A 19,734-nucleotide genomic window follows, 5' to 3' on the forward strand; every position below is an offset into this window, starting at 1 on the left:
CATTGTCAGACCCTTTTTGTTTTTGGTGCCAATGCCAGCCGTCGACCCAGGGGGCTGGTTGCATTGAAGGAGGTCGGATGCTGACATCCATGCTGATAGGGTTGGGATTGCTGCTGTTGTTCGAGGGGCTCGGCCCGTTGTTGATGCCCAGAGCATGGCAGCAGATGTTGCGGCTGCTGAGCGAGCAGCCACCGGAGCAGTTGCGCCGTATCGGCGGTTCGCTAGTGGTGGCGGGTAGCGTGATCCTCTGGATGCTGAGTCGCTGAGTCTCGCGCAATGTACAGTTCAGCAGATAGCAGACAATAAAAAAGAGGCCAACGGCCTCTTTTTTCATCCATGTCGTTTACTCAGGCACTGCGCTGCACGGCCATGTGGGCCAGTGTTTCCAGCGCGTGCTTGTGCGGGGAGTCCGGCAGGATGGCGAGAGCGGCAATGGCCTTGTCTGCCTCTTCCCGGGCCCGCATGCGGGAGTACTCCAGCGCGCCGGTACGATCGAGAATGCCGAGGATCTGCTCAAGATGCTCCATGCCGTTGCGGTGCTCGATGGCATCGCGCACCAGCTGGCGCTCTTCCGGCGTGCCCACTTCCATGGCACGCAGCAGCGGCAGGGTTGGTTTGCCTTCGGCCAGATCGTCGCCGACGTTCTTGCCCATCTCTTCGCTCTGGGAGCAGTAGTCCATCACGTCATCGATGATTTGGAACGCGGTGCCCAGATACTTGCCGTAATCGGTCATGGCCTGCTCGACGGGCTCGGGCTGATGGGTCAGCACGGCGGCAAGGCGAGTGGCGGCCTCGAACAGCTTGGCGGTCTTGCAGTAGATGACCGTCATGTAGCTCTCTTCGGTGGTATCCGGATCGTTGCAGTTCATCAGCTGCAACACTTCCCCTTCGGCGATGGTGTTGGTGGCATCCGAGAGGATCTCCATCACCCGCAGGTTGGAGAGTTCGGCCATCATCTGGAAGGAGCGGCTATAGAGGTAGTCACCGACCAGCACGCTGGCGGCATTGCCAAACATGGCGTTGGCGGTCTCCCTGCCACGGCGCAGGTCGGATTCGTCGACCACGTCGTCATGCAGCAGGGTCGAGGTGTGAATGAATTCGATGATGGCGGCCAGTTTCAGGTGATCCTCACCCTCATAGCCCAGCGCACGCGCAGCCATCACGGTCAGCATGGGGCGCATCCGTTTCCCACCGGCGCTGACAATGTAGAAACCCAGCTGATTAATCAGACTAACGTCGGACTGGAGTCGGGCCAGGATCAGTTCATTGACCGCCGTCATGTCGGCGGCACAGAGCGCACGGATAGTCTGTTGGTCCATAAGTCTCGTAACGTGACAGCAGCAATAACTGCGATTTTAGTAATGGCAGGGATTCTACACGATTTCACAATGGGTTACAGTTAGGCGTTTATCCACGGCGGCAGATATGCGCACAAAATAAACTTTTTGCTAAATTGGCCTTGCCTGAGCAGATCGATTTGCGTAGAATGCCCGCCCATTGTTATAGGTTTTTGCGCATGTCTAGCCTTGAGCAAAAGACATGCCTTTACGGAGTTAATCAAATGTACGCGGTATTCCAAAGCGGCGGAAAACAACACCGTGTGGCCGAAGGTCAAATCGTTCGTCTGGAAAAGCTGAACGTTGAGACTGGCGCTACCATCGACTTCAACGAAGTTCTGATGGTTGCTGCAGGCGACACTTTTAAAGTAGGTGCTCCTTTCGTTGAAGGTGGCAAGGTTGTAGCTGAAGTTGTGGCTCACGGCCGTGGCGAGAAAGTGACTATCGTCAAGTTCCGTCGTCGTAAGCACCATCGTAAGCAAGCGGGCCACCGTCAGTGGTTCACTGAAGTCAAAATCACTGGCATCAGCGCTTAATTAGAGGAGTCCGATAAATGGCACACAAAAAAGCTGGCGGTTCATCCCGCAACGGTCGCGATTCTGAAGCTAAACGCCTGGGCGTGAAGCGTTTCGGCGGCGAAACAGTTCTGGCTGGCAGCATCATCGTTCGTCAACGTGGTACCAAGTTCCACGCTGGCACCAACGTTGGTCTGGGCAAGGATCACACCCTGTTCGCAACCGCGACTGGTAAAATCCTGTTCGAAGTTAAAGGTCCGCTGAATCGTAAGTACGTTAGCATCGTTGCTGAGTAATTACGGACCGCAAGGATCCGAAGCCCCGCCAACAGGCGGGGCTTTTGTTTTTCTGACGTCTTTCTGATGTCGTTGACGAAAAAACGGAACGCAGCTGACTTTGGCTCTGACGGGCATGATTGGCAAGATGCGTATCGCCCGCAGGGGTCTGTACCACTATAATTGCGTATCGGTTTTTCGAATTAAGGTGACGGTTACCTATGAAGTTTGTTGATGAAGTCCAGATTCGAGTCGATGCCGGTGACGGTGGTAACGGTTGTGTAAGCTTTCGCCGTGAAAAATATATTCCCAACGGTGGTCCGGACGGCGGTGACGGCGGTGACGGTGGCGACGTATATCTGATCGCCGACGAGAACCTCAATACCCTGATCGACTACCGTTTCGAGCGTTTCCATGCTGCCGAGCGCGGTGAGAATGGCCAGAGCGCCAACTGTACCGGTCGCCGCGGCAAGGACAAGATCCTGCGTGTGCCGGTCGGTACCCGAGCGACCGATGAAGATACCGGTGAACTGCTGGGGGATTTGACCCACCATGAGCAGAAGCTGCTGGTTGCCAAAGGTGGTTTCCATGGTCTGGGCAACACCCGCTTCAAGAGCTCCGTCAACCGTGCTCCCCGCCAGAAGAGTAATGGTACTCCGGGTGAAGTGCGTACTCTGAAGCTGGAGCTGCTGCTGCTGGCTGATGTCGGCATGCTGGGTCTGCCCAACGCAGGCAAGTCTACCTTTATTCGCGCCGTGTCTGCAGCTCGCCCGAAAGTAGCTGATTACCCCTTCACTACCCTGGTACCGAACCTGGGTGTGGTGCGTGGCGAGAACTCCCGCTCCTTCGTGATCGCCGATATCCCGGGTCTGATCGAAGGCGCAGCCGAAGGCGCAGGTCTGGGTATCCGCTTCCTGAAACACCTCGAGCGCTGCCGCGTGCTGATCCACTTGGTGGATATCTGCCCGGTTGATGGCTCCGATCCTGCTGAAAATGCCGTGACCATCGTCAAGGAGCTGGAGAAGTACAGCCCGGAACTGGCTGGCAAGCCGCGCTGGTTGGTGTTTAACAAGATGGACCTGATCCTGGAAGAAGAAGCCCAGGAGGTGATGGATCGCGTCAAGGCGGCCCTGAACCACGAAGGTCCGGTCTATGCCATCACTGCCATCAGCAAGGAAGGCACCAAGAAGGTCTGCTACGACATTCTGGATCTGCTGGATACCATGCCCCGTCAGCTGGCGGAAGATGCCAAAGACGCCATCGAGAAGGTGGAGTTCAAGTGGGACGACTACCACAAGAACCAGCTGGCCAAGGCTGAAGCGGAAGCACTGGCTGCTTCTCTTGCCTTCGATGAAGGGCTTGATGATGACGATTGGGATGACGACGAAGATGATGGCGTTGAAGTCATCTACGTCCGTGACTGATCCCTGTCACTCTCATTGAAAACCGGAGCCTGAACAGGCTCCGGTTTTTTTATGTCTATCGAGCAGCAACTCATTAGGTATATTTGTGATGTCACTTATTGCCTGCTACTGATAACCGATTATACTGCCCACCAAAATTAACAATGACGAAACAATTATCTGGCGATGTCGATTGAATCGATATGCGCCGCTGTATCTTATTGTTTTAATGGAAGGTTTGCCTGTGGAAATATTTATGCGCAGATTTCTGCCTTAAGGGCTTGTTTGTGCATTTTTTTAGAGTATTCTTGCGCCCGTTTTGCCGGTTAATGCATGAATACGCAGGTTGGCCGGGCTAGGGAAAAGTAACATTAGGGCAGTCATATCATGTTGGAAAAGAGTCTCGAAGCACCTGCGGTCAATACTCGCCGTAACTTGTTGATGTTTCTGGTTCCGTCACTTATCGGGATCCTGCTGTTCATGACGCCGGTCGTCTATGACGGTAACGTCACCATCCCGGTGGCCGTGCTGGCCAAGCTGGTACAGCGCGTTTTTGCCGATTATCTGGTCGCCATGGTCAGTGCGGTGATCACCACCACCATGCTGATGACGGTGATTGCCTGGTTGTTCAAGCCGGCGATTCTGGTGCGTCGTCCTTTCCTCAACAGCTTGTTCAATGTCTCCCCTTTCTGGGCCTGCGTGCGGGTATTGGGCGGTATCTTCGTGCTGCTGACCTTCTTCCAGGTGGGGCCAGAGGTGCTTTACTCCGGCGCAACCGGTGGACTGGTGCTCAACGATCTGCTGCCGGTGCTGTTCTCGGTCTTCATTTTTGCCGGCCTGCTGCTGCCGTTGTTGCTCGATTTCGGGCTGCTGGAATTTGTCGGCACCATGATGACCCGCATCATGCGTCCGGTGTTTCGGTTGCCGGGTCGCTCCGCAGTGGACTGCTTTGCCTCCTGGCTTGGCGATGGCAGCGTCGGCATCCTGCTGACCAGCAAGCAGTACGAAGGGAAGTTCTATACCCAGCGTGAAGCCGCGGTGATTGGCACCACCTTCTCTGCCGTCTCCATCACCTTCTGTCTGGTGGTGATCTCCCAGGTGAAGCTGGAGCACATGTTCGTCCCCTTCTACCTGACCGTCTGTCTGGCGGGGGTGGTCGCCGCCATCGTGGTGCCGCGTCTGCCACCGCTCTGCTGGAAGAAGGACATCTATGCCGATGGCACTCCCCTGTGCCGCAAGCAGGAAGCCGTGCCGCACCAGCACAGCGTAATGAGCTATGGTTTCGAGCGTGCCCTGACCAAGGCTGACAGCATGACTGATCTCGGTGCCGTCGCGCGGGAAGGGGTGAAGAATGCACTGGATATGGTGTTTGGTGTGCTGCCGGTGGTGATGGCGATCGGTACCTGCGCCCTGATGCTGGCCGAACATACCCCTATCTTCAACTGGCTTGGCGCCCCGTTTGTCCCCTTGCTGGAGCTGCTGCAACTGCCGGAGGCGGAAGCGGCTTCCAAGACCATCATGGTCGGTTTTGCCGACATGTTTATTCCGGCGGTGCTGGCCTCGACCATCGAGAGCGACATGACCCGCTTCGTGATTGCCGCCATGTCGGTAACCCAGCTGATCTATATGTCGGAAGTGGGCGCCCTGCTGTTGGGCAGCAAGATCCCGGTCAAGCTGTGGGAGTTGTTCGTTATCTTCCTGCTGCGCACTCTGGTCACCTTGCCGGTTATCGCCGGGGTGGCACACCTGCTGTTCTAAGGGCGCAGCGCAGTGAAAGACGGTCAACCTCGGTTGACCGTTTTTTTATGGCTTTTCCTCTTTTCTCCGGGCTTGATGGATGACGCGGGCCCTTGCTCATCAGTGTCCCTGCGGATGGAGTTGTGCTGGCTTGCGGGGACACTGCACCAGAAGGGTATGGATGGTGAAGGTGCTGATCTGGGGGACGCTCGGGCTAAATCCCCTCATCGGGTCGGTGCCCCCCATGCTCATCTGAACGTTGGTGAAGGTATGCTGGCTGCGATCGGTTTCCTGATAGCCCTGCGGACAGCTCAAGCTTGCCTGTTGCTGGCAATCATCCGGCGCACTGCACTCGATCTGGAATCGTTGCAGCGAGGAATCTGCGGAGGTGAGCTCAGTGACAGTGGCGGGGGCGCAACCGGACAGCAATATACTGCCCAGCAGGACAATTCTCTGTGACATAAAAGGCGCGTGCTCTGTGGGACAAGAAAAGGGTGGTAGCGTGCCGGCTTGGGCCTTGGTATCCCGTACCGGCCGCAGTATGCGTTTGCGTGACGTTATGCTCAGATCGGACACTGGATGGTCAGCGAGTGGACCGTGTTGGCGATGCGATAGGGCTTGGCTGCCTTGTAGACCTTCTTCTCGTCGTCATAGCTTCCCCCCAGATACTGGGTGCTGTAGAGCGTCTGCTGGCGGCGGTCGGTCTCCTTGTAACCTTGCGGGCAGGTCTGGTTGGCCTGCTGGAAGCAGGCTTTCATGCTGCTGCATTCGATGTAGAAACCGCGCTGGCTGGTATCGGCAAGGTGCACCGGGGTGACGGTGGGGGCGGGGGGAGACAACAGGGCGCAACCGGACAGCGTCAGTGCGCCCAGCAGAACGAGATGTTTTGACATAGATAACCTGAACAGTGTGGTGTGACAAAAAGTGAGGGGGAGTCTATTGCTCCCCCTTCGCTATAGGGGCACCGTTATAACCAGCCGAGGGCGCTCAGGCCAGCCCGCAAATGTAAGAAAATATGATCCACCCCCGTGCATGCGCGGCCAGCAGGATGATCGTTCGAACAATACTTGCCTGAGATTTGTTCCGTTCGATTGCTGCCGCTTGGCAGGCAGAGTGTGGCAGGAGATAGTGATTCATTCAGGTATCCCATGCTACATTGCCCAACTTGTTACTGGCCTGTAAATCAATGGAGTGACCCATGTCTGCCATCCCCTATTCCGTGCTCGATCTGGTGCCTGTTGCCGAAGGTTCCGTGCCTGCCGAGTCGTTTCGCCGTTCACGGGATCTTGCCCGCCATGCCGAGGGTTGGGGTTACCAGCGCTACTGGCTGGCCGAACATCACAACATGCCGGGCATTGCTAGTGCCGCCACCTCGGTGCTGATCGGCCATCTGGCCGAGGCCACCACCACCCTGCGGATCGGCGCGGGTGGCATCATGCTGCCGAACCACTCGCCGCTGGTGATTGCCGAACAGTTTGGCACCTTGGCTTCGCTCTATCCGGATCGCATCGATCTCGGCCTTGGCCGCGCCCCCGGGACCGATCAGCGCACCATGCGGGCGCTGCGACGTATGCGCAGCGGTGAGGTGGATGATTTCCCAGCCGATGTGCGTGAGCTGATGAGCTACTTTGGCGACGAGATAGGCGCGGTGCAGGCGGTGCCCGGTCAGGGGCTGCATCTGCCCATCTGGCTGCTGGGCTCCAGCCTCTACAGCGCGCAACTTGCAGCGGCGATGGGCTTGCCGTTCGGTTTTGCCTCCCATTTCGCACCCGCCATGTTGCTGCAAGCGCTGGAGATCTACCGTAGCCAGTATCGCCCCTCCGCTCGTTGGCCCAAGCCCCATGCGGTGGTCTGCATCAACATGATTGCCGCCGACAGCGAGCGGGAGGCCCGCTTCCAGTTCACTACCGTGCAGCAGCAGTTCTTGCGCCTTCATCGCGGTGATGCGGGCAAGCTGCCCGCGCCGATCGTCCAGCTTGGCGATGAGTGGTCTCCCCGTGAGCTGATGGCGATGGAGCAGACCTTGGCCCGCTCTCTGGTGGGCAACCCGGAGCAGGTTCGTCATGGCCTCAAGGCGCTGCTGGCGGAAACCCGTGCCGATGAGCTGATGTTCAATGGGCCCATCGTCGATCATCAGGCCCGACTGCGCTCCTTTGAAATTGCCGCCGAGCTGATGCAGAGCCTGTAAGCCATGACGAACCCTACTGTCGCGGTGGATGAGGTGTATTGGAATCCCATGGTACCGGAGCTGTCGGTTACCGATCTGGCTCGATCTCTGGTTTTCTATAACGGTTTGTTGGGCTTCTCGGTCCGCTATCGGCGCGATGACCCTCCTTTTGCTTATCTTGAGCAGCAACAGGTACAACTGATGCTGGAGCAGGTACATCCGGCGGGTTGGCAGGTCGGGGCGCTGGAGCCACCGTTCGGTCGGGGAATTAATCTGCAGATGGAGCTGACCGAGATCCAGCCGCTACTCGACCGCTTGCAGGCCGCCGAGATTGCACTTTTCCGGCAGCCCACTGAGGTCTGGTATCCAGTGGGCGAGATGCTGGCCGGGCAGCGCGAATTTTTGCTGCAGGATCCCGATGGTTATCTGTTACGGTTTGTGCAATATCTGGGGGAACGAGCGGCTGACTGACAAGATCAAAATCTTAACCATCTGATTTTAAAGGACTGTCAGATGTATGTCGGCTATCTGTCGTGTCACCTTTCGCGGCGCAAGCCCTATGCTGGCCCTGTCAATTACCACAAGGAGTTCGAGATGATCGTCAGGAAGTTGAGATTGCAACGGGGTTGGTCTCAGGATCAGTTGGCAACGTTGACTGGTTTGAGTGTCCGCACTATCCAGCGGATCGAGCAGGGGCAGCAACCCGGACTGGAATCTCTCAAGGCCCTGGCCGCCGTCTTTGAACTCGATGTGGCTCAACTGGATGGATCAGAGCAACAGGAGCGCGAGATGAGAGGAAGTGACACTATGGGTCAGGATGCGGTGCAGGTATCGGCAGAGGAGCGGTCGGCAATGCGCTATGTGGAGGAGCTCAAGGGCTTCTATCACCATGTCGCCAGCTATGTGGTGGTGATCTGCGGGCTGTTTGTCATCAACTACCTGAGCAATCCGGAGTACATCTGGGCATGGTGGCCAACCCTGGGTTGGGGGCTGGGACTTGCCTCCCATGCTGTTCGGGTGTTTCAGCCCTTCAAGCTGTTTGGCCCCGAGTGGGAGCGGCGCCAGATCGAGAAGCGGCTGGGGCGCAAGTTGTAACTTCATTCGCCGGAAAACAGGGAACCTAAAACAGCAAGCCCGGCAACCTGCCGGGCTTTGTTATTGGAGCGGGTTGTTGCCATCCGTGCGGCAGCGACCGCCAGATTGCAGCGCACTCCCTAGCTGGCGTGAACCGGGCAGGGGGTGGCGATCAGGGCATCATCCTCGTAGCGCCACAGGGTGAGGCTGTTGCCCCAGACGCAGCCGGTATCGAGCGCCTTGATATCGCTCTTGCCGGTGTTGCCCATCAGGGCCGCCCAGTGGCCGAACACCAGAATGGGGTCATCCACGTGGTGTTCGCGCTGTTCGAACCAGGGACGCAGCCCCGGGGTCGACTCCTTGGGCCCCTTCTTGCATTTGAAGTCGAGACGACCGTCGAAATAGCAGAAGCGCATCCGGGTGAAGGTGTTGATGATGTAGCGGTAGCGGTCGATCCCGACCAGATCATCTTTCCAGCCATCGGGCTGGTCGCCGTACATGTTGTGCAGCAGCCAGCTGTACTGGTCACCGCGCAGCAGGCTCTCTACCTCGCGGGCGCAGTTGCGCGCGGTGCGGACATCCCATGCGGGGGAGATCCCGGCATGCACCATCATGATGGGCAGATCCGGATGTTCGGCCAGTAGCGGGCGGTGGCGCAGCCACTCCAGCAGTTCATCCCGATCAGGGGCATCCATCAGGCTTTGCAGCTTGTCTTTCTTCTTGAGCGGTGCAACGCCATCGGCGACCGCCAGCAAGTGCAGGTCGTGGTTGCCGAGCACGGTAACGGCGCGGTTGCCCAGCCCTTTGACAAAACGCAGGGTATTGAGGGAGTCCGGGCCGCGGGCGACCAGATCGCCGCAGAGCCAGAGCACGTCATTTTCGGGATCGAACGTGGCAAGATCCAGCAGACGGCGCAAGTCGTCGTAACAGCCCTGGATGTCACCGACAAAACAGTTCGCCATGAAACCTCAGTTGATAATATTGGGGATGGCCAGCGTGAAGGGGGCGATGGGCGCCTCAAACTGCTGACCAGAGCCATCTTGCAGGGTATAGCTCCCTTCCATCACCCCAAGCGGGGTCGCCAGCGGCACGCCGCTCTGGTAGCGGTAGGTCTCACCTTCGGCAATGACGGGTTGTTCCCCGACCACGCCCGGGCCTGCCACTTCCTGCATCTTGCCATTGGCATCGGTGATGAGCCAGCGCCGATGCAGCAGTTGCACCGGGCCGGGCCCCAGATTCTCAATCTCGATCAGATAGTGAAACTGGTAAGGGTCTTTGGAGCCCGCCACATACACGGGGTATGGGCGGATCTCGATGTGCGGGAGTGCCACCGGATCAGGCCTGTTGCTGATCCGCCAGCCAGTTGGCGATCATGACAAACTGCTCGAGGGAGAGATTCTCCGGGCGCAGGTTGCCATCGATACCAAGCTCGGTCAGCTGGGCGTCGGTGATGAAGTTGGAGAAGCTGTTGCGGATGGTCTTGCGACGCTGGCCAAAGCCTTCGGTACAGACGCGATTCAGACAACGAATATCTTTTGCGACTATGGTCGGATTCTTGTGCGGGATCAGGCGAACTACGGCAGAGTCCACCTTTGGCGCCGGTTTGAAGGCACCCGGGCCCACTTCCAGCACCGGCACCACCTGGCAGTAGTACTGGGTCATCACGCTCAGACGGCCATAAGCCTTGCTGCCCGGGCCAGCGGCCAGACGCAACACCACTTCCTTTTGCAGCATGAAGTGCATGTCTTCAACCCGGTCGGCAAATTCGCACAGGTGGAAGATGAGCGGGGTGGAGATGTTGTAGGGCAGGTTGCCGAAGATGCGCAGCGGCCCCTTGCCTTCACCCATCAGGGTGCCGAAGTCGAAACGCATGGCATCCGCTTCGATGACGGTGAGCTTCTCCTTCAGGGTCGGGTGCTCGCGCAGGCGAGCTGCCAGGTCCCGGTCAAGCTCGACCACGGTCATTTTGTCCATCTGGGCGGCAACCGGCTCGGTCAGCGCGGCCAGACCCGGACCGATCTCCACCAGATTCTGACCCGGCTGCGGGTTGATGGCGGCGACGATCTGATCGATCACATACCGGTCGTGCAAGAAGTTCTGACCGAAACGCTTACGGGCCGTGTGGCCCATGTGCACCTTACTGCTCATATCTTTTTTTCTCTACCATCTTGATGGCGTGGTTAATCGCGGTGACAAGGCTGCCCGGATCGGCCAGGCCCTTGCCTGCCAGATCCAGCGCGGTGCCGTGATCCACCGAAGTGCGGATGAAGGGAAGCCCCAGGGTGATATTGACCGAACTGCCGAAGCCCTTGTATTTGAGCACAGGCAGCCCCTGGTCGTGGTACATGGCGAGTACCGCATCCGCATCCTTGAGGTATTTCTCCTGGAACAGGGTGTCGGCCGGTAACGGGCCGACCAGATCGATCCCTTCCTGGCGCAGGGTGGCCAGAGCGGGTTCGATCACGTCAATCTCTTCACGTCCAAGATGGCCACCTTCCCCTGCGTGGGGGTTGAGGCCGCAGACGTAAATACGGGGTTTGGCGATGCCAAACTTGGTGGCGAGATCCTCGTTGAGGATCCGGATCACCTTGCCGAGGCGATCCTCGGTGATGGCCATCGCTACATAGGCCAGCGGAATATGGGTAGTCGCCAGTGCGACCCGCAGCCCCTCGGTTGCCAGCATCATTACCACATCGGCGGTGTTGGATTGCTGGGCAAAGAACTCGGTGTGGCCGCTGAACGAGACCCCGGCCTGGTTGATGATCCCCTTGTGCACCGGCCCGGTCACCACGGCGGCAAATTCGCCGCTCATGTTGCCATCACAGGCGCGCTGCAGGGTTGCCAGCACATAGGCGCCATTGCTTTCGTTCAGCTCGCCCGGCACCACGGGGGCGCCGAGGGTGACCGGACAGACGGTCAGGGTGCCCGCCCGCTGCGGATGAGCAGGGGCGGTTGCGTCATAGGGCTCAAGCTCGATGGGCAGCCCCAGCAGGGCTGCCCGCTCGCACAGCAGCGCCGGATCGGCGATCACCACCAACTGGTGGGGCCAATCCTGCCGGGCAATCTGCAGCACCAGATCCGGGCCGATCCCGGCCGGTTCGCCCGGGGTAACGGCAAGGCGACGGCAGCTCATCAGCTACCGGCTCCTTCGATCTGGATGTAGGCCTCGTCACGCAGCTCATCCAGCCACGCCTGGGACTCTTCCACGAAGCGGCGATTGTAGATCAGCTGGTAGGCGCGCTGCTCCTGAGCCTTGTCGGTCGCATCCTGGCTGCGGCGATCTTCCACCTGCACTATGTGCCAGCCGTGGCTGGTACGGAACGGGGCACTGATCTGGCCTGGTTGCAGACGGTTGACCATGTCGCGGAACTCGGGGACATAGACGTTGGGATCAGACCAGCCCAGTTCGCCACCCTGCACCGCAGAGCCCGGATCTTCGGAGTACTTCTCCGCCATGCTGGCGAAGCTGGCCTTGCCGCTCTTGATGTCGTGCAGAATGCCATCCAGCATCCCCTTGGCTTTCTCTTCGCTCAGGATAATAGACGGCTTGATCAGGATGTGGCGGGCTTTCACCTCGGTCTGCATCACTTGCTGCTGACCCTTGGTGTCGAACACCTTGACGATGTGCAGGCCGGCGCCGGAGCGCAGTGGGCCGACGATGTCGCCCTTCTTGGCACCCTGTACCGCTTCCGCCATCAGGGTCGGCATCTCTTGCGGGCTCATCCAGCCCCAGTCGCCCCCTTCCAGCGCCTTGGGACCGTTACTCTCGGCAATGGCCAGTTTGCGGAAGTCGGCACCCTGCTTGAGGGCGGCCAGAATGCGCTCGATCTTGCTCTTGGCGGCATCCAGCTGGGCGGCAGTGGGGTTGTCCGGCAGGGCAATCTGGATATGACCGACGTGGTATTCGTTCTGCTGTTGACCCTGTTTCTTCAGGATCTCCACCACCTGCTTCACCTCCTGCTCGGAGATGTTGATACGGCGGCGCACCTGGTTGCGGCGCACCTCGTTCATCAGGATCTCGCGGCGAACCTCTTCCCGATACTGGGCATAGGTCATCCCTTCACGGGCGAGCTGGGCGCGCAGCTGATCCAGGGTCATCTTGTTGTCGGCGGCGATGCCCTGAATAGCCTGTTCCAGCTGGGTATCGCTAATCTTCAGCCCCTGGCGCTCTGCCAGTTGCAGTTGCAGGCTCTCCTGGATCAGGCGATCCAGCGCCTGTTTGCGCAGGGTGGCATCGTCAGGCAGGGACTGGCCGCTCTCCTGAGCGGAGAGTTTTACCTTGTTGACCAGCGCGTCCTGTTGGCTGGACAGCACCACGTCCTTGTTGACCACGGCCAGCACCTTGTCCATCAGCTCGGGCGCAGCCAGTGCGGCCTGGCTCATGGCACCGAACATTCCCGCGGTCAGCAGGGCAATCAGGGTCTTTTTCATATCCATCTCTCAAGGCTGGGCCAGCATCATTACTGGCCTTTCAGATTAAACGGGCGAACATAGGGCAACAGCTCGGTATCCAGGGTGACGCTGCGGCCACCGGTACCCACGCTGCCAAGTCCCTTCATTTCAAACTGCAGACCAATGACTTTTTCCGAAGTGGGCTTCAGGGTGACGTTGTCCGGCTGATTGTGCCACTCCAGGCTCATGTTGATGCTCCAGCAGCAGGAGTCGTATTTGACACCGATCTTGCGGTCAATGTTCACATCCTGCTTGATGTCACGGTAGTAACCGCCATACATCTGCCACTGATCGGCGATCGGTGTCATCATTACCAGACCTGTTTGGTTCAGATCCTCGGTCAATGCTGTGTTGTTATAGTTTCTATTACCGTCTTTGATGTAGCGGTAGTTGACCTGAGTGGTCAGCTTGCCGGTTCGGTACTCGACCGCACTGTTGCCAGCCGTAAATTCACCCTCTGAGGTGTCGTACTGGGTGCCCGCATGGGCGAACCACTCATCGGTGATCCGGGCATCCCCCTCAAACGAGAGCAGGGAGCGGGCGTTGGTGCTTTCCGGGTCGGACGGGTAGAGGCGCACCTTGGGGGGGGTCACTTCGAAGGCCTGGGCCACCGCCAGACGCAACCGTTCATCACCCACGTTGTCATAGACCCGGCTGGTCAGGCCAACAGTGACCCGGTTGGCATCGCTGATGCGGTCGAGACCGGCAAAGCGGCGATCACTGAACAGGCTGTAGTAGTCCTGACGGGTGGTGGTGGTGTCGTAGATCCCGATCTCATCCTGGTCCCGATAGGGCACGTAGAGATACTGGAACTCGGGCTCGAGGGTCTGGGTGCCCTTGCCATCATACCAGTCGAGCGGCCGATCGAAGTTGACGCCCCCCTTGAGGCGGAAGGATGGCAGGGTGCGGGTAATGGTGCCGTCTTTGAGAACTACATTCTCTTGGCGACCATTTTCACCCTGTTTTCTTATCGGATCGAAGTTATTGATATCAGCTTGAGTCAGTCGTTTTGGAACCTCTTGGTTGTAGGAGGTAAACATCAGCTTGTACTGGCTGGTCAGGTAGTAACCCGGTGCATCCACCAGGGGCACGGTCAGGGTTGGCGCCAGATGCAGACGGGTGGCGGTATAGCGCTCTCCCGCCTGCTGAGCGTTAGCATTACCACTGTCATAGCCAAACTTGGTCAGCTCGCTGTTCCAGGCCAGATCGAACCACTTCCCCTGTTGGTAGTAGTTGTAGTCGATACGCGGCAGCATCTCATGGGGGAGTTGTGCGCCAGCAATCAGGATCTGGTAGCGGCGCACCTCGGAGGTGAGGTTCCAGTTGGGCTGGTAGTAGCCGGCGGTAAAGGATTGCTGCAACTGGCTGTCGACCTGAGTGCCCACTTGCGGGCTGAAGTCGTTGAAGTAGTTGTAATCCTTGTCGCGCACCTGGGTGTAGTCGATACCAAAACGCAGGCTGCCATCCATCAGGGCGGAACCGTGGCGGACGTTCATCAGGTAGCGATGTCCATCGGACAGGCCAGCCAGACTCGGATTGCTCGGGCTGTACTGCTTGTCATCCGCCAGATTTTCAAAATAGAGGGTGCCGATGTGGGCGGGGTCCGGCATGTAGCGGAACTCCACCTGTTCCATCAGGCCGCGTTTATCCATAAAACGGGAGGTGATGGTGGCATCGTAGTTGGGAGCTATGTTCCAGTAGAAGGGCTGGGTGATATCCATGCCGTTGCTGGAGCTCTGCTTGTAGCCCGGGTAGAGCAGACCGGTCTTTCGCTCATCCTTGATGGGGAAGTTGATATAGGGGAAGTAGAACACCGGGTAGTCATAGAGCCAGAGGCTGGCGTTCCAGGCTTCGCCGAACACCTCTTTCTGGTCAATGTCGATGCTGCCTGCCTTGAGGGTCCACACTTCCTGACCGGGGGGGCAGGTGGTGTACTGGGCCCCCTGCATGGTGATGTTCTGGTTGTTGTTGGTCATCACTACGCGCTTGGCAAAGCCGCGCACCGGTGAGCCATGCACCTGATACTTGCCCTCTTCCAGCTCGGAGTTCTTGGTATCCAGATTGGATTTGAGGGTCTTGTCGCTGGTGACGGTCACCTGACCGTCGTTGTAATAGATGTTGCCGATGGCGATGACATCCCGACTCTTCTGATCGAGCTGGGCATAGTCGGAGTCAAACTTGCGAACCCCCTGACGAACCTTGACGTCACCTTCATAGACGGCGGTGCCGCCCTGTTTGGCCTCGAGACGGTCGGCATCAACCTCGACCGGCTGTGCGTTGGCATCCTGATCCGATGCAGGCTTCTCTATCTTGGGAACATAGTCATAGCAGAGACTATCGAGAATGCCGGTGGCTGGCGGCGCTTCGAACGGGGCTGCCTGCACCATCATAGGGGTGAGTGCGGGGGCCAGGCTGATAGTCAGGGCGATGGGATAGCGGTACCCCAGTGTCCATTTTGTCATGTGAAAGACTCGTGCAATCCGTGATAGATACGGTTGATCCAAGGCATGCATTTTACGACAGGTTTCATCGAGTTGACATTGCATGTCATTGCTTTATGTTAGCCGGCAATGATAAAGCATTATTGCGGCCAGGGCTAACAGCCAAGTGCTGCTTTCCACCTTGGTCCTCTACTTATGCACGATCGCGATTCCCTGCTATTGCAGTGGGCACGCCGTATTTCCGGTGATGCCACTCTCACCCTTACCCTCATTTCCGGTGATGCCAGCTTCCGCCGCTACTCTCGTGGTGGTGGTCTGGTGTGGGTGGATGCCAATCCGAAAACCGAAAAAAATCATGAATTTGTTCGTAACGCGGCGGCCTTGCAGGCGCGTCAGCTGTTGGCGCCAGAGGTGAAGGCGGTGGACTACGAACAGGGGCTGCTGGCGGTCAGTGACCTGGGCGATACCCAGCTGATCAGCTGCCTGAACGAACACAACGTGCTGGCCTGGTATGGCAAGGCGATTGATTTGCTGCCCCGCCTGGGGGCGGTTGAACTGGCGCTTGAACCCTTCGATGCCGCCTTTATGGCACGGGAGAACAGCATTTTTCCCAAGTGGCTGCTGGGCCACCATCTAAAACTGACCCTGAGCGACGAAGAGCAGCAACTGCTGGACGAGACCTTTGCTTGTCTCACCGCCTGCAATCTGGCCCAGCCGCAGGGGGTGATGCATAGAGATTTTCACAGTCGCAACCTGATGGTGTGTGGCGGGGATACCCCTGAGAGCAGCCGGCTGGCCATCATCGATTTTCAGGATATGGTCATCGGGCCCCTGAGCTATGACCTGGTCTCCCTGCTGAAAGATTGCTACGTACGCTGGCCGGACGAGGTGATCGATGAAGGGATGCGCCACGGCTTTGTCACCCTGCAACAGGCGGGTCTGCTTGGCGAGCTCGATTATGCCAGTTTCCGTCGTGATGCCGACCTGACCGGCATGCAGCGCCACCTCAAAGCGGCGGGGATCTTTACCCGGCTCTATCATCGCGACGGCAAGTCCGGCTATCTCAAGGATATTCCCCGTACCCTCGGCTATGTGGTGGATGTCTGTCGCACTCACGGTAGCGCCTATCCGGTATTGGCCCGTTTTGGTCAGTGGCTGGAGCGGGTGGTGTTGCCGGGGATCGCCAATGCTGGAGTTAAATCATGAAGGCGATGATCCTGGCCGCTGGCCGTGGCGAGCGGATGCGCCCGCTGACTGACCTGCTGCCCAAGCCGCTGCTGGCGGTGGGGGGCAAGCCGCTCATCGTTCATCACATCGAAAAACTCAAAGCCGCCGGCGTGACCGAGTTGGTCATCAACCACGCCTGGCTTGGCCACAAGCTGGTCGAGAGCCTGGGTGATGGCAGTGCGCTTGGCGTGACCATCCACTGGTCAGCCGAGGAGAGCGCGCTGGAGACCGCGGGCGGAATCGTGCAGGCGCTGCCGCTGCTGGGCTCTGAACCCTTTTTGGTGATCAACGGCGATACCTGGCTCGATCTCGATTATCACACCTTGGTCAGCCAGCCCCTTGGCGATGATTTGGCCCACCTCTGGCTGGTGCCCAATCCTCCCCAGCACCCGAGCGGGGACTTTGCCCTGCAAGAAGGGCGAGTCGTGGATACGCCAGCGTTTACCTTCAGCGGGGTCGGACTATATGATCCGGCGGCCTTTGCCGGTCTCACGGGCGGTGCCCGCAAGCTGGCGCCCCTGCTCCGTGACTGGATGGCGCAAGGGCGGGTGGGCGGCAGCCTGCTCGCTGGCGAGTGGCGAGATATCGGCACGGTCGATCGACTGCGCGAGCTGGATGACCAGCTCCAGGCCCGCACTTATTAACTTCAAGAGGTCTTGAACCATGCGTATTTGGGGTAAGGTGCTGGGCGCCTTCTTCGGTTTTCTGCTCGGCAATATCATCGGCGCCCTGATTGGCCTCTGGATTGGCCACCGTTTCGACCGTGGCATGGGGCTGCAGGGGGCATTTCGTCGCGGCCCGAGTCAGGAGCAGCAAGCCGTCTTTTTCCATGCCACCTTCTCGGTGATGGGCCATATTGCCAAGTCCAGCGGCCAGGTGACCGAACAGGAGATCCGGGTTGCCTCCAACCTGATGGATCGGATGCGGCTGGCGGGCGAACAGCGTGCCCGGGCGCAGGAGTCGTTTCGTCTCGGTAAGGAGGCCGACTTCCCGCTACGCGAGACCCTGGCCGAGTTCCGCCGTGCCAGTCTGGGGCAGCGCGATATTCTGCGCTTCTTCCTCGAAGTGCAGTTGCAGGCGGCCTTTGCCGACGGGCGGGTGGAGGAGGGTGAGCGCGCCATTTTGCACACCATTGCCGACGAACTGGGCTTCAGCCGCATCGAGTTGGCCCGTATTCTGGCGATGGCCGAAGCGCAGATGAACTTCTTCAATCAGGCCCATGGCCAGTATCAGGGGGGCCATTCCGGTGGCCAGCAGTATCGGCAGGCGGCACCCTCTGCGGATCGCCTCAAGAATGCCTACCAGTTGCTGGGGGTGAGCGAGAGCGACAGCGATCAGGATATCAAGCGCGCCTACCGCAAGGAGATGAGCAAGCATCACCCGGACAAGCTGGCCGCCAAAGGGTTGCCGCCGGAGATGATGGAGATGGCCAAGGAGAAGACCCAGGAGATCCAGCAAGCCTGGGAGTGGATCCGCGAGGCCCGCGGCATCCGGTAAGCGCCAACGTCAGGCTGGAACAGACAATAAAAAGCCCCGCAGCAGTGCGGGGCTTTGCTTTGCCGTGTGGCGCAGGCCGGGTTATTTGGTCGGAATCGCTTCCAGCACGTGCACCAGCAGTTGCCAGAAACGCTCGACCGCCGGGATATGTACCTTCTCGTCAGGGGAGTGGGCACCGCGGATGGTCGGGCCGAAGGAGACCATGTCCCACTCCGGGTAGGCGCTCTTGAACAGACCGCACTCGAGACCGGCATGGATCACCATGACGTTGGGCATGGTGCCGAACAGGGTCTGGTAGCTATTGCGTACCAGCGCCATGACGGGGGAGTCCACGTTCGGCGCCCAACCCGGGTAGGCACCGGTGAATTCGCAGCTGGCGCCTGCCAAGGTGAACAGGGAGCGGGTCATCTGCTCGATGCTCTCGCGGCCGGAGTCGATCAGGGAGCGGATCAAGCACTGGACGTACACTTCGCCATCCTGAGTCTTGATGACCCCCAGGTTGGTCGAGGTTTCGGTCACGCCGGGCATGGCATCGCTCATGCGCATCACGCCGTTCGGGCAGGCCATCAGGGCATCCAGCAGGCGCTGCTGCAGGGAGACGCTCATCAGCTTGGCCGGTTTAGCGGCGCTGTTGACCAGCACGGTCAGGTTCGGCTCGGTGGCGGCCAGTTCGGTCTGGTAGATCCCGGTGTAGCGGTCAACCAGCGCCTTGAACTCGTTCACGCTGGCAGCGGGCACCAGCAGGGTGGCACGGGCTTCGCGCGGGATGGCGTTGCGCAGAGTGCCGCCGTGGATCTCGGCCAGACGCACACCCAGCGGCTCGGCTGCTTTGAGCAGACGCACCAGCAGCTTGTTGGCGTTGCCACGACCGCGATGGATATCGCAACCGGAGTGGCCGCCGCGCAGTCCTTTTACGGCCAGTTCGAACGCTTCGCCTTCGCTGGCATCAACCAGCTCGAGCGGGAAGCGGATATTGGCATCCACACCGCCAGCGCAGCCCATATAGACTTCGCCATCCTCTTCGGAGTCGGTGTTGAGCAAAATTTCGCCCTCCAGCCAGCCCGCTTCCAGACCGAAGGCGCCGGTCATGCCGGTCTCTTCGTCTGTGGTCAGCAGCACTTCCAGCGGGCCGTGCTTGATGGTCTTGTCAGCCAGCACAGCCAGGCAACCGGCCATGCCGATGCCGTTGTCGGCACCCAGGGTGGTGCCACGGGCTGTGACCCACTCGCCATCGACATAGGCATCGATGGGATCGTTGGCGAAGTCGTGTTTGGTGTCGGCGTTGGCCTGCGGCACCATGTCGATGTGGGCCTGCAGTACCACGGCTTTGCGGTTTTCCATCCCCGGGGTGGCCGGTTTCTTGATGATGATGTTGCCGACCTTGTCCTGCTTGACCGCCAGACCTTCCCCTTGAGCCCATTGGATGATCCAGGCGTTCAGTTTGGCTTCATGTTTGGAAGGGTGGGGGATGGAGCAGATCTGTTCGAAGAAATGCCAAATCAGTTTGGGAGAGAGAGAGCTAAGCTGTGCCACGTCGGGACTCCTTACCAGCACGGAATTAACAGGGCCCCATCAGCGGGCCGGGGAAGAGGATAACGATAATACAGTC

Annotated in this window: 21 protein-coding genes; 11 read left to right on the plus strand and 10 right to left on the minus strand. The window is 59.0% G+C overall.

Features of this window, described 5'->3' with window-relative positions; genetic code table 11:
• The first annotated feature begins 77 nt into the window (after nt 1-77).
• The gene (locus tag ACB040_RS12345) at nt 78-266 is read left to right on the plus strand and encodes a DUF2065 family protein (protein WP_194496634.1); all 189 of its coding nucleotides are present in this window, start codon (nt 78-80) and stop codon (nt 264-266) included.
• A gap of 81 nt (nt 267-347) precedes the next feature.
• Here the strand turns inward: ACB040_RS12345 and ispB are convergent, their stop codons facing one another.
• On the minus strand, nt 348-1,319 hold the full coding sequence (gene ispB, locus ACB040_RS12350; protein WP_005339034.1) for an octaprenyl diphosphate synthase: 972 nt from the start codon (nt 1,317-1,319) through the stop codon (nt 348-350).
• A gap of 242 nt (nt 1,320-1,561) precedes the next feature.
• On the opposite strand from ispB, the gene rplU reads away from it, so the two are divergent.
• The 4 genes from rplU to ACB040_RS12370 all read left to right on the plus strand — a co-directional run bounded on the left by rplU (nt 1,562) and on the right by ACB040_RS12370 (nt 5,288).
• The gene (gene rplU / locus ACB040_RS12355; RefSeq protein ID WP_005304210.1) at nt 1,562-1,873 is read left to right on the plus strand and encodes a 50S ribosomal protein L21; all 312 of its coding nucleotides are present in this window, start codon (nt 1,562-1,564) and stop codon (nt 1,871-1,873) included.
• 17 nt (nt 1,874-1,890) lie between these two features.
• Nucleotides 1,891-2,148: a 50S ribosomal protein L27 gene (gene rpmA, locus ACB040_RS12360; RefSeq protein WP_005339028.1), complete on the plus strand. Its 258-nt coding sequence runs from the start codon at nt 1,891-1,893 to the stop codon at nt 2,146-2,148.
• A 200-nt stretch (nt 2,149-2,348) separates the two neighbouring features.
• The gene (gene cgtA, locus ACB040_RS12365; RefSeq protein ID WP_005339026.1) at nt 2,349-3,551 is read left to right on the plus strand and encodes an Obg family GTPase CgtA; all 1,203 of its coding nucleotides are present in this window, start codon (nt 2,349-2,351) and stop codon (nt 3,549-3,551) included.
• A 366-nt stretch (nt 3,552-3,917) separates the two neighbouring features.
• Nucleotides 3,918-5,288 (plus strand): YjiH family protein, encoded by a 1,371-nt coding sequence (locus ACB040_RS12370; protein WP_005339025.1) that lies wholly within the window; start codon nt 3,918-3,920, stop codon nt 5,286-5,288.
• Nucleotides 5,289-5,387: 99 nt separating this feature from the next.
• Here ACB040_RS12370 and ACB040_RS12375 read toward each other — a convergent pair whose 3' ends face one another.
• Together ACB040_RS12375 and ACB040_RS12380 are read right to left on the minus strand one after the other, a co-directional pair.
• Complete coding sequence (locus tag ACB040_RS12375) at nt 5,388-5,729, minus strand: hypothetical protein (RefSeq protein ID WP_108612192.1); 342 nt, start codon at nt 5,727-5,729, stop codon at nt 5,388-5,390.
• Nucleotides 5,730-5,830: 101 nt separating this feature from the next.
• Nucleotides 5,831-6,160, minus strand: coding sequence for a hypothetical protein (locus ACB040_RS12380; RefSeq protein WP_019444893.1), 330 nt, complete (start codon nt 6,158-6,160; stop codon nt 5,831-5,833).
• Between the two features lie 305 nt (nt 6,161-6,465).
• On the opposite strand from ACB040_RS12380, the gene ACB040_RS12385 reads away from it, so the two are divergent.
• From ACB040_RS12385 to ACB040_RS12395, 3 genes are all read left to right on the plus strand, one after another.
• Entirely contained in the window at nt 6,466-7,455 is a 990-nt protein-coding gene (locus ACB040_RS12385) for a luciferase-like monooxygenase (RefSeq protein WP_371155006.1), read from the plus strand.
• Nucleotides 7,456-7,458: 3 nt separating this feature from the next.
• A complete protein-coding gene (locus tag ACB040_RS12390; RefSeq protein WP_115521655.1) occupies nt 7,459-7,905 on the plus strand; it encodes a VOC family protein in 447 nt (148 codons plus the stop codon).
• Between the two features lie 123 nt (nt 7,906-8,028).
• Complete coding sequence (locus ACB040_RS12395; RefSeq protein WP_064338711.1) at nt 8,029-8,529, plus strand: 2TM domain-containing protein; 501 nt, start codon at nt 8,029-8,031, stop codon at nt 8,527-8,529.
• Nucleotides 8,530-8,648: 119 nt separating this feature from the next.
• On the opposite strand, the gene ACB040_RS12400 is transcribed toward ACB040_RS12395, so the two are convergent.
• Genes ACB040_RS12400 through lptD form a run of 6 tightly spaced genes read right to left on the minus strand, consistent with a single transcriptional unit; the run spans nt 8,649 to nt 15,422 of the window.
• Nucleotides 8,649-9,470: a symmetrical bis(5'-nucleosyl)-tetraphosphatase gene (locus ACB040_RS12400; protein WP_069526582.1), complete on the minus strand. Its 822-nt coding sequence runs from the start codon at nt 9,468-9,470 to the stop codon at nt 8,649-8,651.
• A 6-nt stretch (nt 9,471-9,476) separates the two neighbouring features.
• A complete protein-coding gene (gene apaG / locus ACB040_RS12405) occupies nt 9,477-9,839 on the minus strand; it encodes a Co2+/Mg2+ efflux protein ApaG (protein WP_040065073.1) in 363 nt (120 codons plus the stop codon).
• A gap of 4 nt (nt 9,840-9,843) precedes the next feature.
• Nucleotides 9,844-10,656, minus strand: coding sequence for a 16S rRNA (adenine(1518)-N(6)/adenine(1519)-N(6))-dimethyltransferase RsmA (gene rsmA, locus ACB040_RS12410; RefSeq protein ID WP_139732845.1), 813 nt, complete (start codon nt 10,654-10,656; stop codon nt 9,844-9,846).
• A complete protein-coding gene (gene pdxA / locus ACB040_RS12415; protein ID WP_371155002.1) occupies nt 10,646-11,641 on the minus strand; it encodes a 4-hydroxythreonine-4-phosphate dehydrogenase PdxA in 996 nt (331 codons plus the stop codon). Before pdxA ends, rsmA begins: the two co-directional genes overlap by 11 nt.
• Nucleotides 11,641-12,939, minus strand: coding sequence for a peptidylprolyl isomerase SurA (surA, locus tag ACB040_RS12420; protein WP_005349338.1), 1,299 nt, complete (start codon nt 12,937-12,939; stop codon nt 11,641-11,643). Before surA ends, pdxA begins: the two co-directional genes overlap by 1 nt.
• A 29-nt stretch (nt 12,940-12,968) precedes the next feature.
• Entirely contained in the window at nt 12,969-15,422 is a 2,454-nt protein-coding gene (lptD, locus tag ACB040_RS12425) for an LPS assembly protein LptD (RefSeq protein WP_371154999.1), read from the minus strand.
• A 174-nt stretch (nt 15,423-15,596) separates the two neighbouring features.
• Between lptD and ACB040_RS12430 the strand changes: the two genes are divergently transcribed.
• From ACB040_RS12430 to djlA, 3 genes are read left to right on the plus strand one after another with little or no spacing between them, the layout of a single operon-like run.
• Entirely contained in the window at nt 15,597-16,607 is a 1,011-nt protein-coding gene (locus ACB040_RS12430) for an aminoglycoside phosphotransferase family protein (RefSeq protein ID WP_371154997.1), read from the plus strand.
• A complete protein-coding gene (gene murU / locus ACB040_RS12435; protein ID WP_371154995.1) occupies nt 16,604-17,272 on the plus strand; it encodes an N-acetylmuramate alpha-1-phosphate uridylyltransferase MurU in 669 nt (222 codons plus the stop codon). The genes ACB040_RS12430 and murU overlap by 4 nt, the downstream gene beginning before the upstream one ends.
• Before the next feature lie 19 nt (nt 17,273-17,291).
• A complete protein-coding gene (djlA, locus tag ACB040_RS12440) occupies nt 17,292-18,125 on the plus strand; it encodes a co-chaperone DjlA (RefSeq protein ID WP_005358354.1) in 834 nt (277 codons plus the stop codon).
• A gap of 81 nt (nt 18,126-18,206) precedes the next feature.
• Here djlA and ACB040_RS12445 read toward each other — a convergent pair whose 3' ends face one another.
• Nucleotides 18,207-19,658: an aminoacyl-histidine dipeptidase gene (locus ACB040_RS12445; RefSeq protein ID WP_371154992.1), complete on the minus strand. Its 1,452-nt coding sequence runs from the start codon at nt 19,656-19,658 to the stop codon at nt 18,207-18,209.
• Nucleotides 19,659-19,734: the final 76 nt, after the last annotated feature.

Origin of the sequence: Aeromonas sp. S11(2024) (assembly GCF_041402345.1) — a bacterium.
In the GTDB taxonomy this organism is placed as follows: Bacteria; Pseudomonadota; Gammaproteobacteria; order Enterobacterales; family Aeromonadaceae; genus Aeromonas; species Aeromonas veronii.

Coding starts and splice junctions, on each gene's coding strand:
- ACB040_RS12345 (WP_194496634.1), top strand. CDS start 78: ATGCTGACATCCATGCTGATAGGGTTGGGATTGCTGCTGTTGTTCGAG.
- ispB (WP_005339034.1), bottom strand. CDS start 1,319: ATGGACCAACAGACTATCCGTGCGCTCTGTGCCGCCGACATGACGGCG.
- rplU (WP_005304210.1), top strand. CDS start 1,562: ATGTACGCGGTATTCCAAAGCGGCGGAAAACAACACCGTGTGGCCGAA.
- rpmA (WP_005339028.1), top strand. CDS start 1,891: ATGGCACACAAAAAAGCTGGCGGTTCATCCCGCAACGGTCGCGATTCT.
- cgtA (WP_005339026.1), top strand. CDS start 2,349: ATGAAGTTTGTTGATGAAGTCCAGATTCGAGTCGATGCCGGTGACGGT.
- ACB040_RS12370 (WP_005339025.1), top strand. CDS start 3,918: ATGTTGGAAAAGAGTCTCGAAGCACCTGCGGTCAATACTCGCCGTAAC.
- ACB040_RS12375 (WP_108612192.1), bottom strand. CDS start 5,729: ATGTCACAGAGAATTGTCCTGCTGGGCAGTATATTGCTGTCCGGTTGC.
- ACB040_RS12380 (WP_019444893.1), bottom strand. CDS start 6,160: ATGTCAAAACATCTCGTTCTGCTGGGCGCACTGACGCTGTCCGGTTGC.
- ACB040_RS12385 (WP_371155006.1), top strand. CDS start 6,466: ATGTCTGCCATCCCCTATTCCGTGCTCGATCTGGTGCCTGTTGCCGAA.
- ACB040_RS12390 (WP_115521655.1), top strand. CDS start 7,459: ATGACGAACCCTACTGTCGCGGTGGATGAGGTGTATTGGAATCCCATG.
- ACB040_RS12395 (WP_064338711.1), top strand. CDS start 8,029: ATGATCGTCAGGAAGTTGAGATTGCAACGGGGTTGGTCTCAGGATCAG.
- ACB040_RS12400 (WP_069526582.1), bottom strand. CDS start 9,470: ATGGCGAACTGTTTTGTCGGTGACATCCAGGGCTGTTACGACGACTTG.
- rsmA (WP_139732845.1), bottom strand. CDS start 10,656: ATGAGCAGTAAGGTGCACATGGGCCACACGGCCCGTAAGCGTTTCGGT.
- pdxA (WP_371155002.1), bottom strand. CDS start 11,641: ATGAGCTGCCGTCGCCTTGCCGTTACCCCGGGCGAACCGGCCGGGATC.
- surA (WP_005349338.1), bottom strand. CDS start 12,939: ATGAAAAAGACCCTGATTGCCCTGCTGACCGCGGGAATGTTCGGTGCC.
- lptD (WP_371154999.1), bottom strand. CDS start 15,422: ATGACAAAATGGACACTGGGGTACCGCTATCCCATCGCCCTGACTATC.
- ACB040_RS12430 (WP_371154997.1), top strand. CDS start 15,597: ATGCACGATCGCGATTCCCTGCTATTGCAGTGGGCACGCCGTATTTCC.
- murU (WP_371154995.1), top strand. CDS start 16,604: ATGAAGGCGATGATCCTGGCCGCTGGCCGTGGCGAGCGGATGCGCCCG.
- djlA (WP_005358354.1), top strand. CDS start 17,292: ATGCGTATTTGGGGTAAGGTGCTGGGCGCCTTCTTCGGTTTTCTGCTC.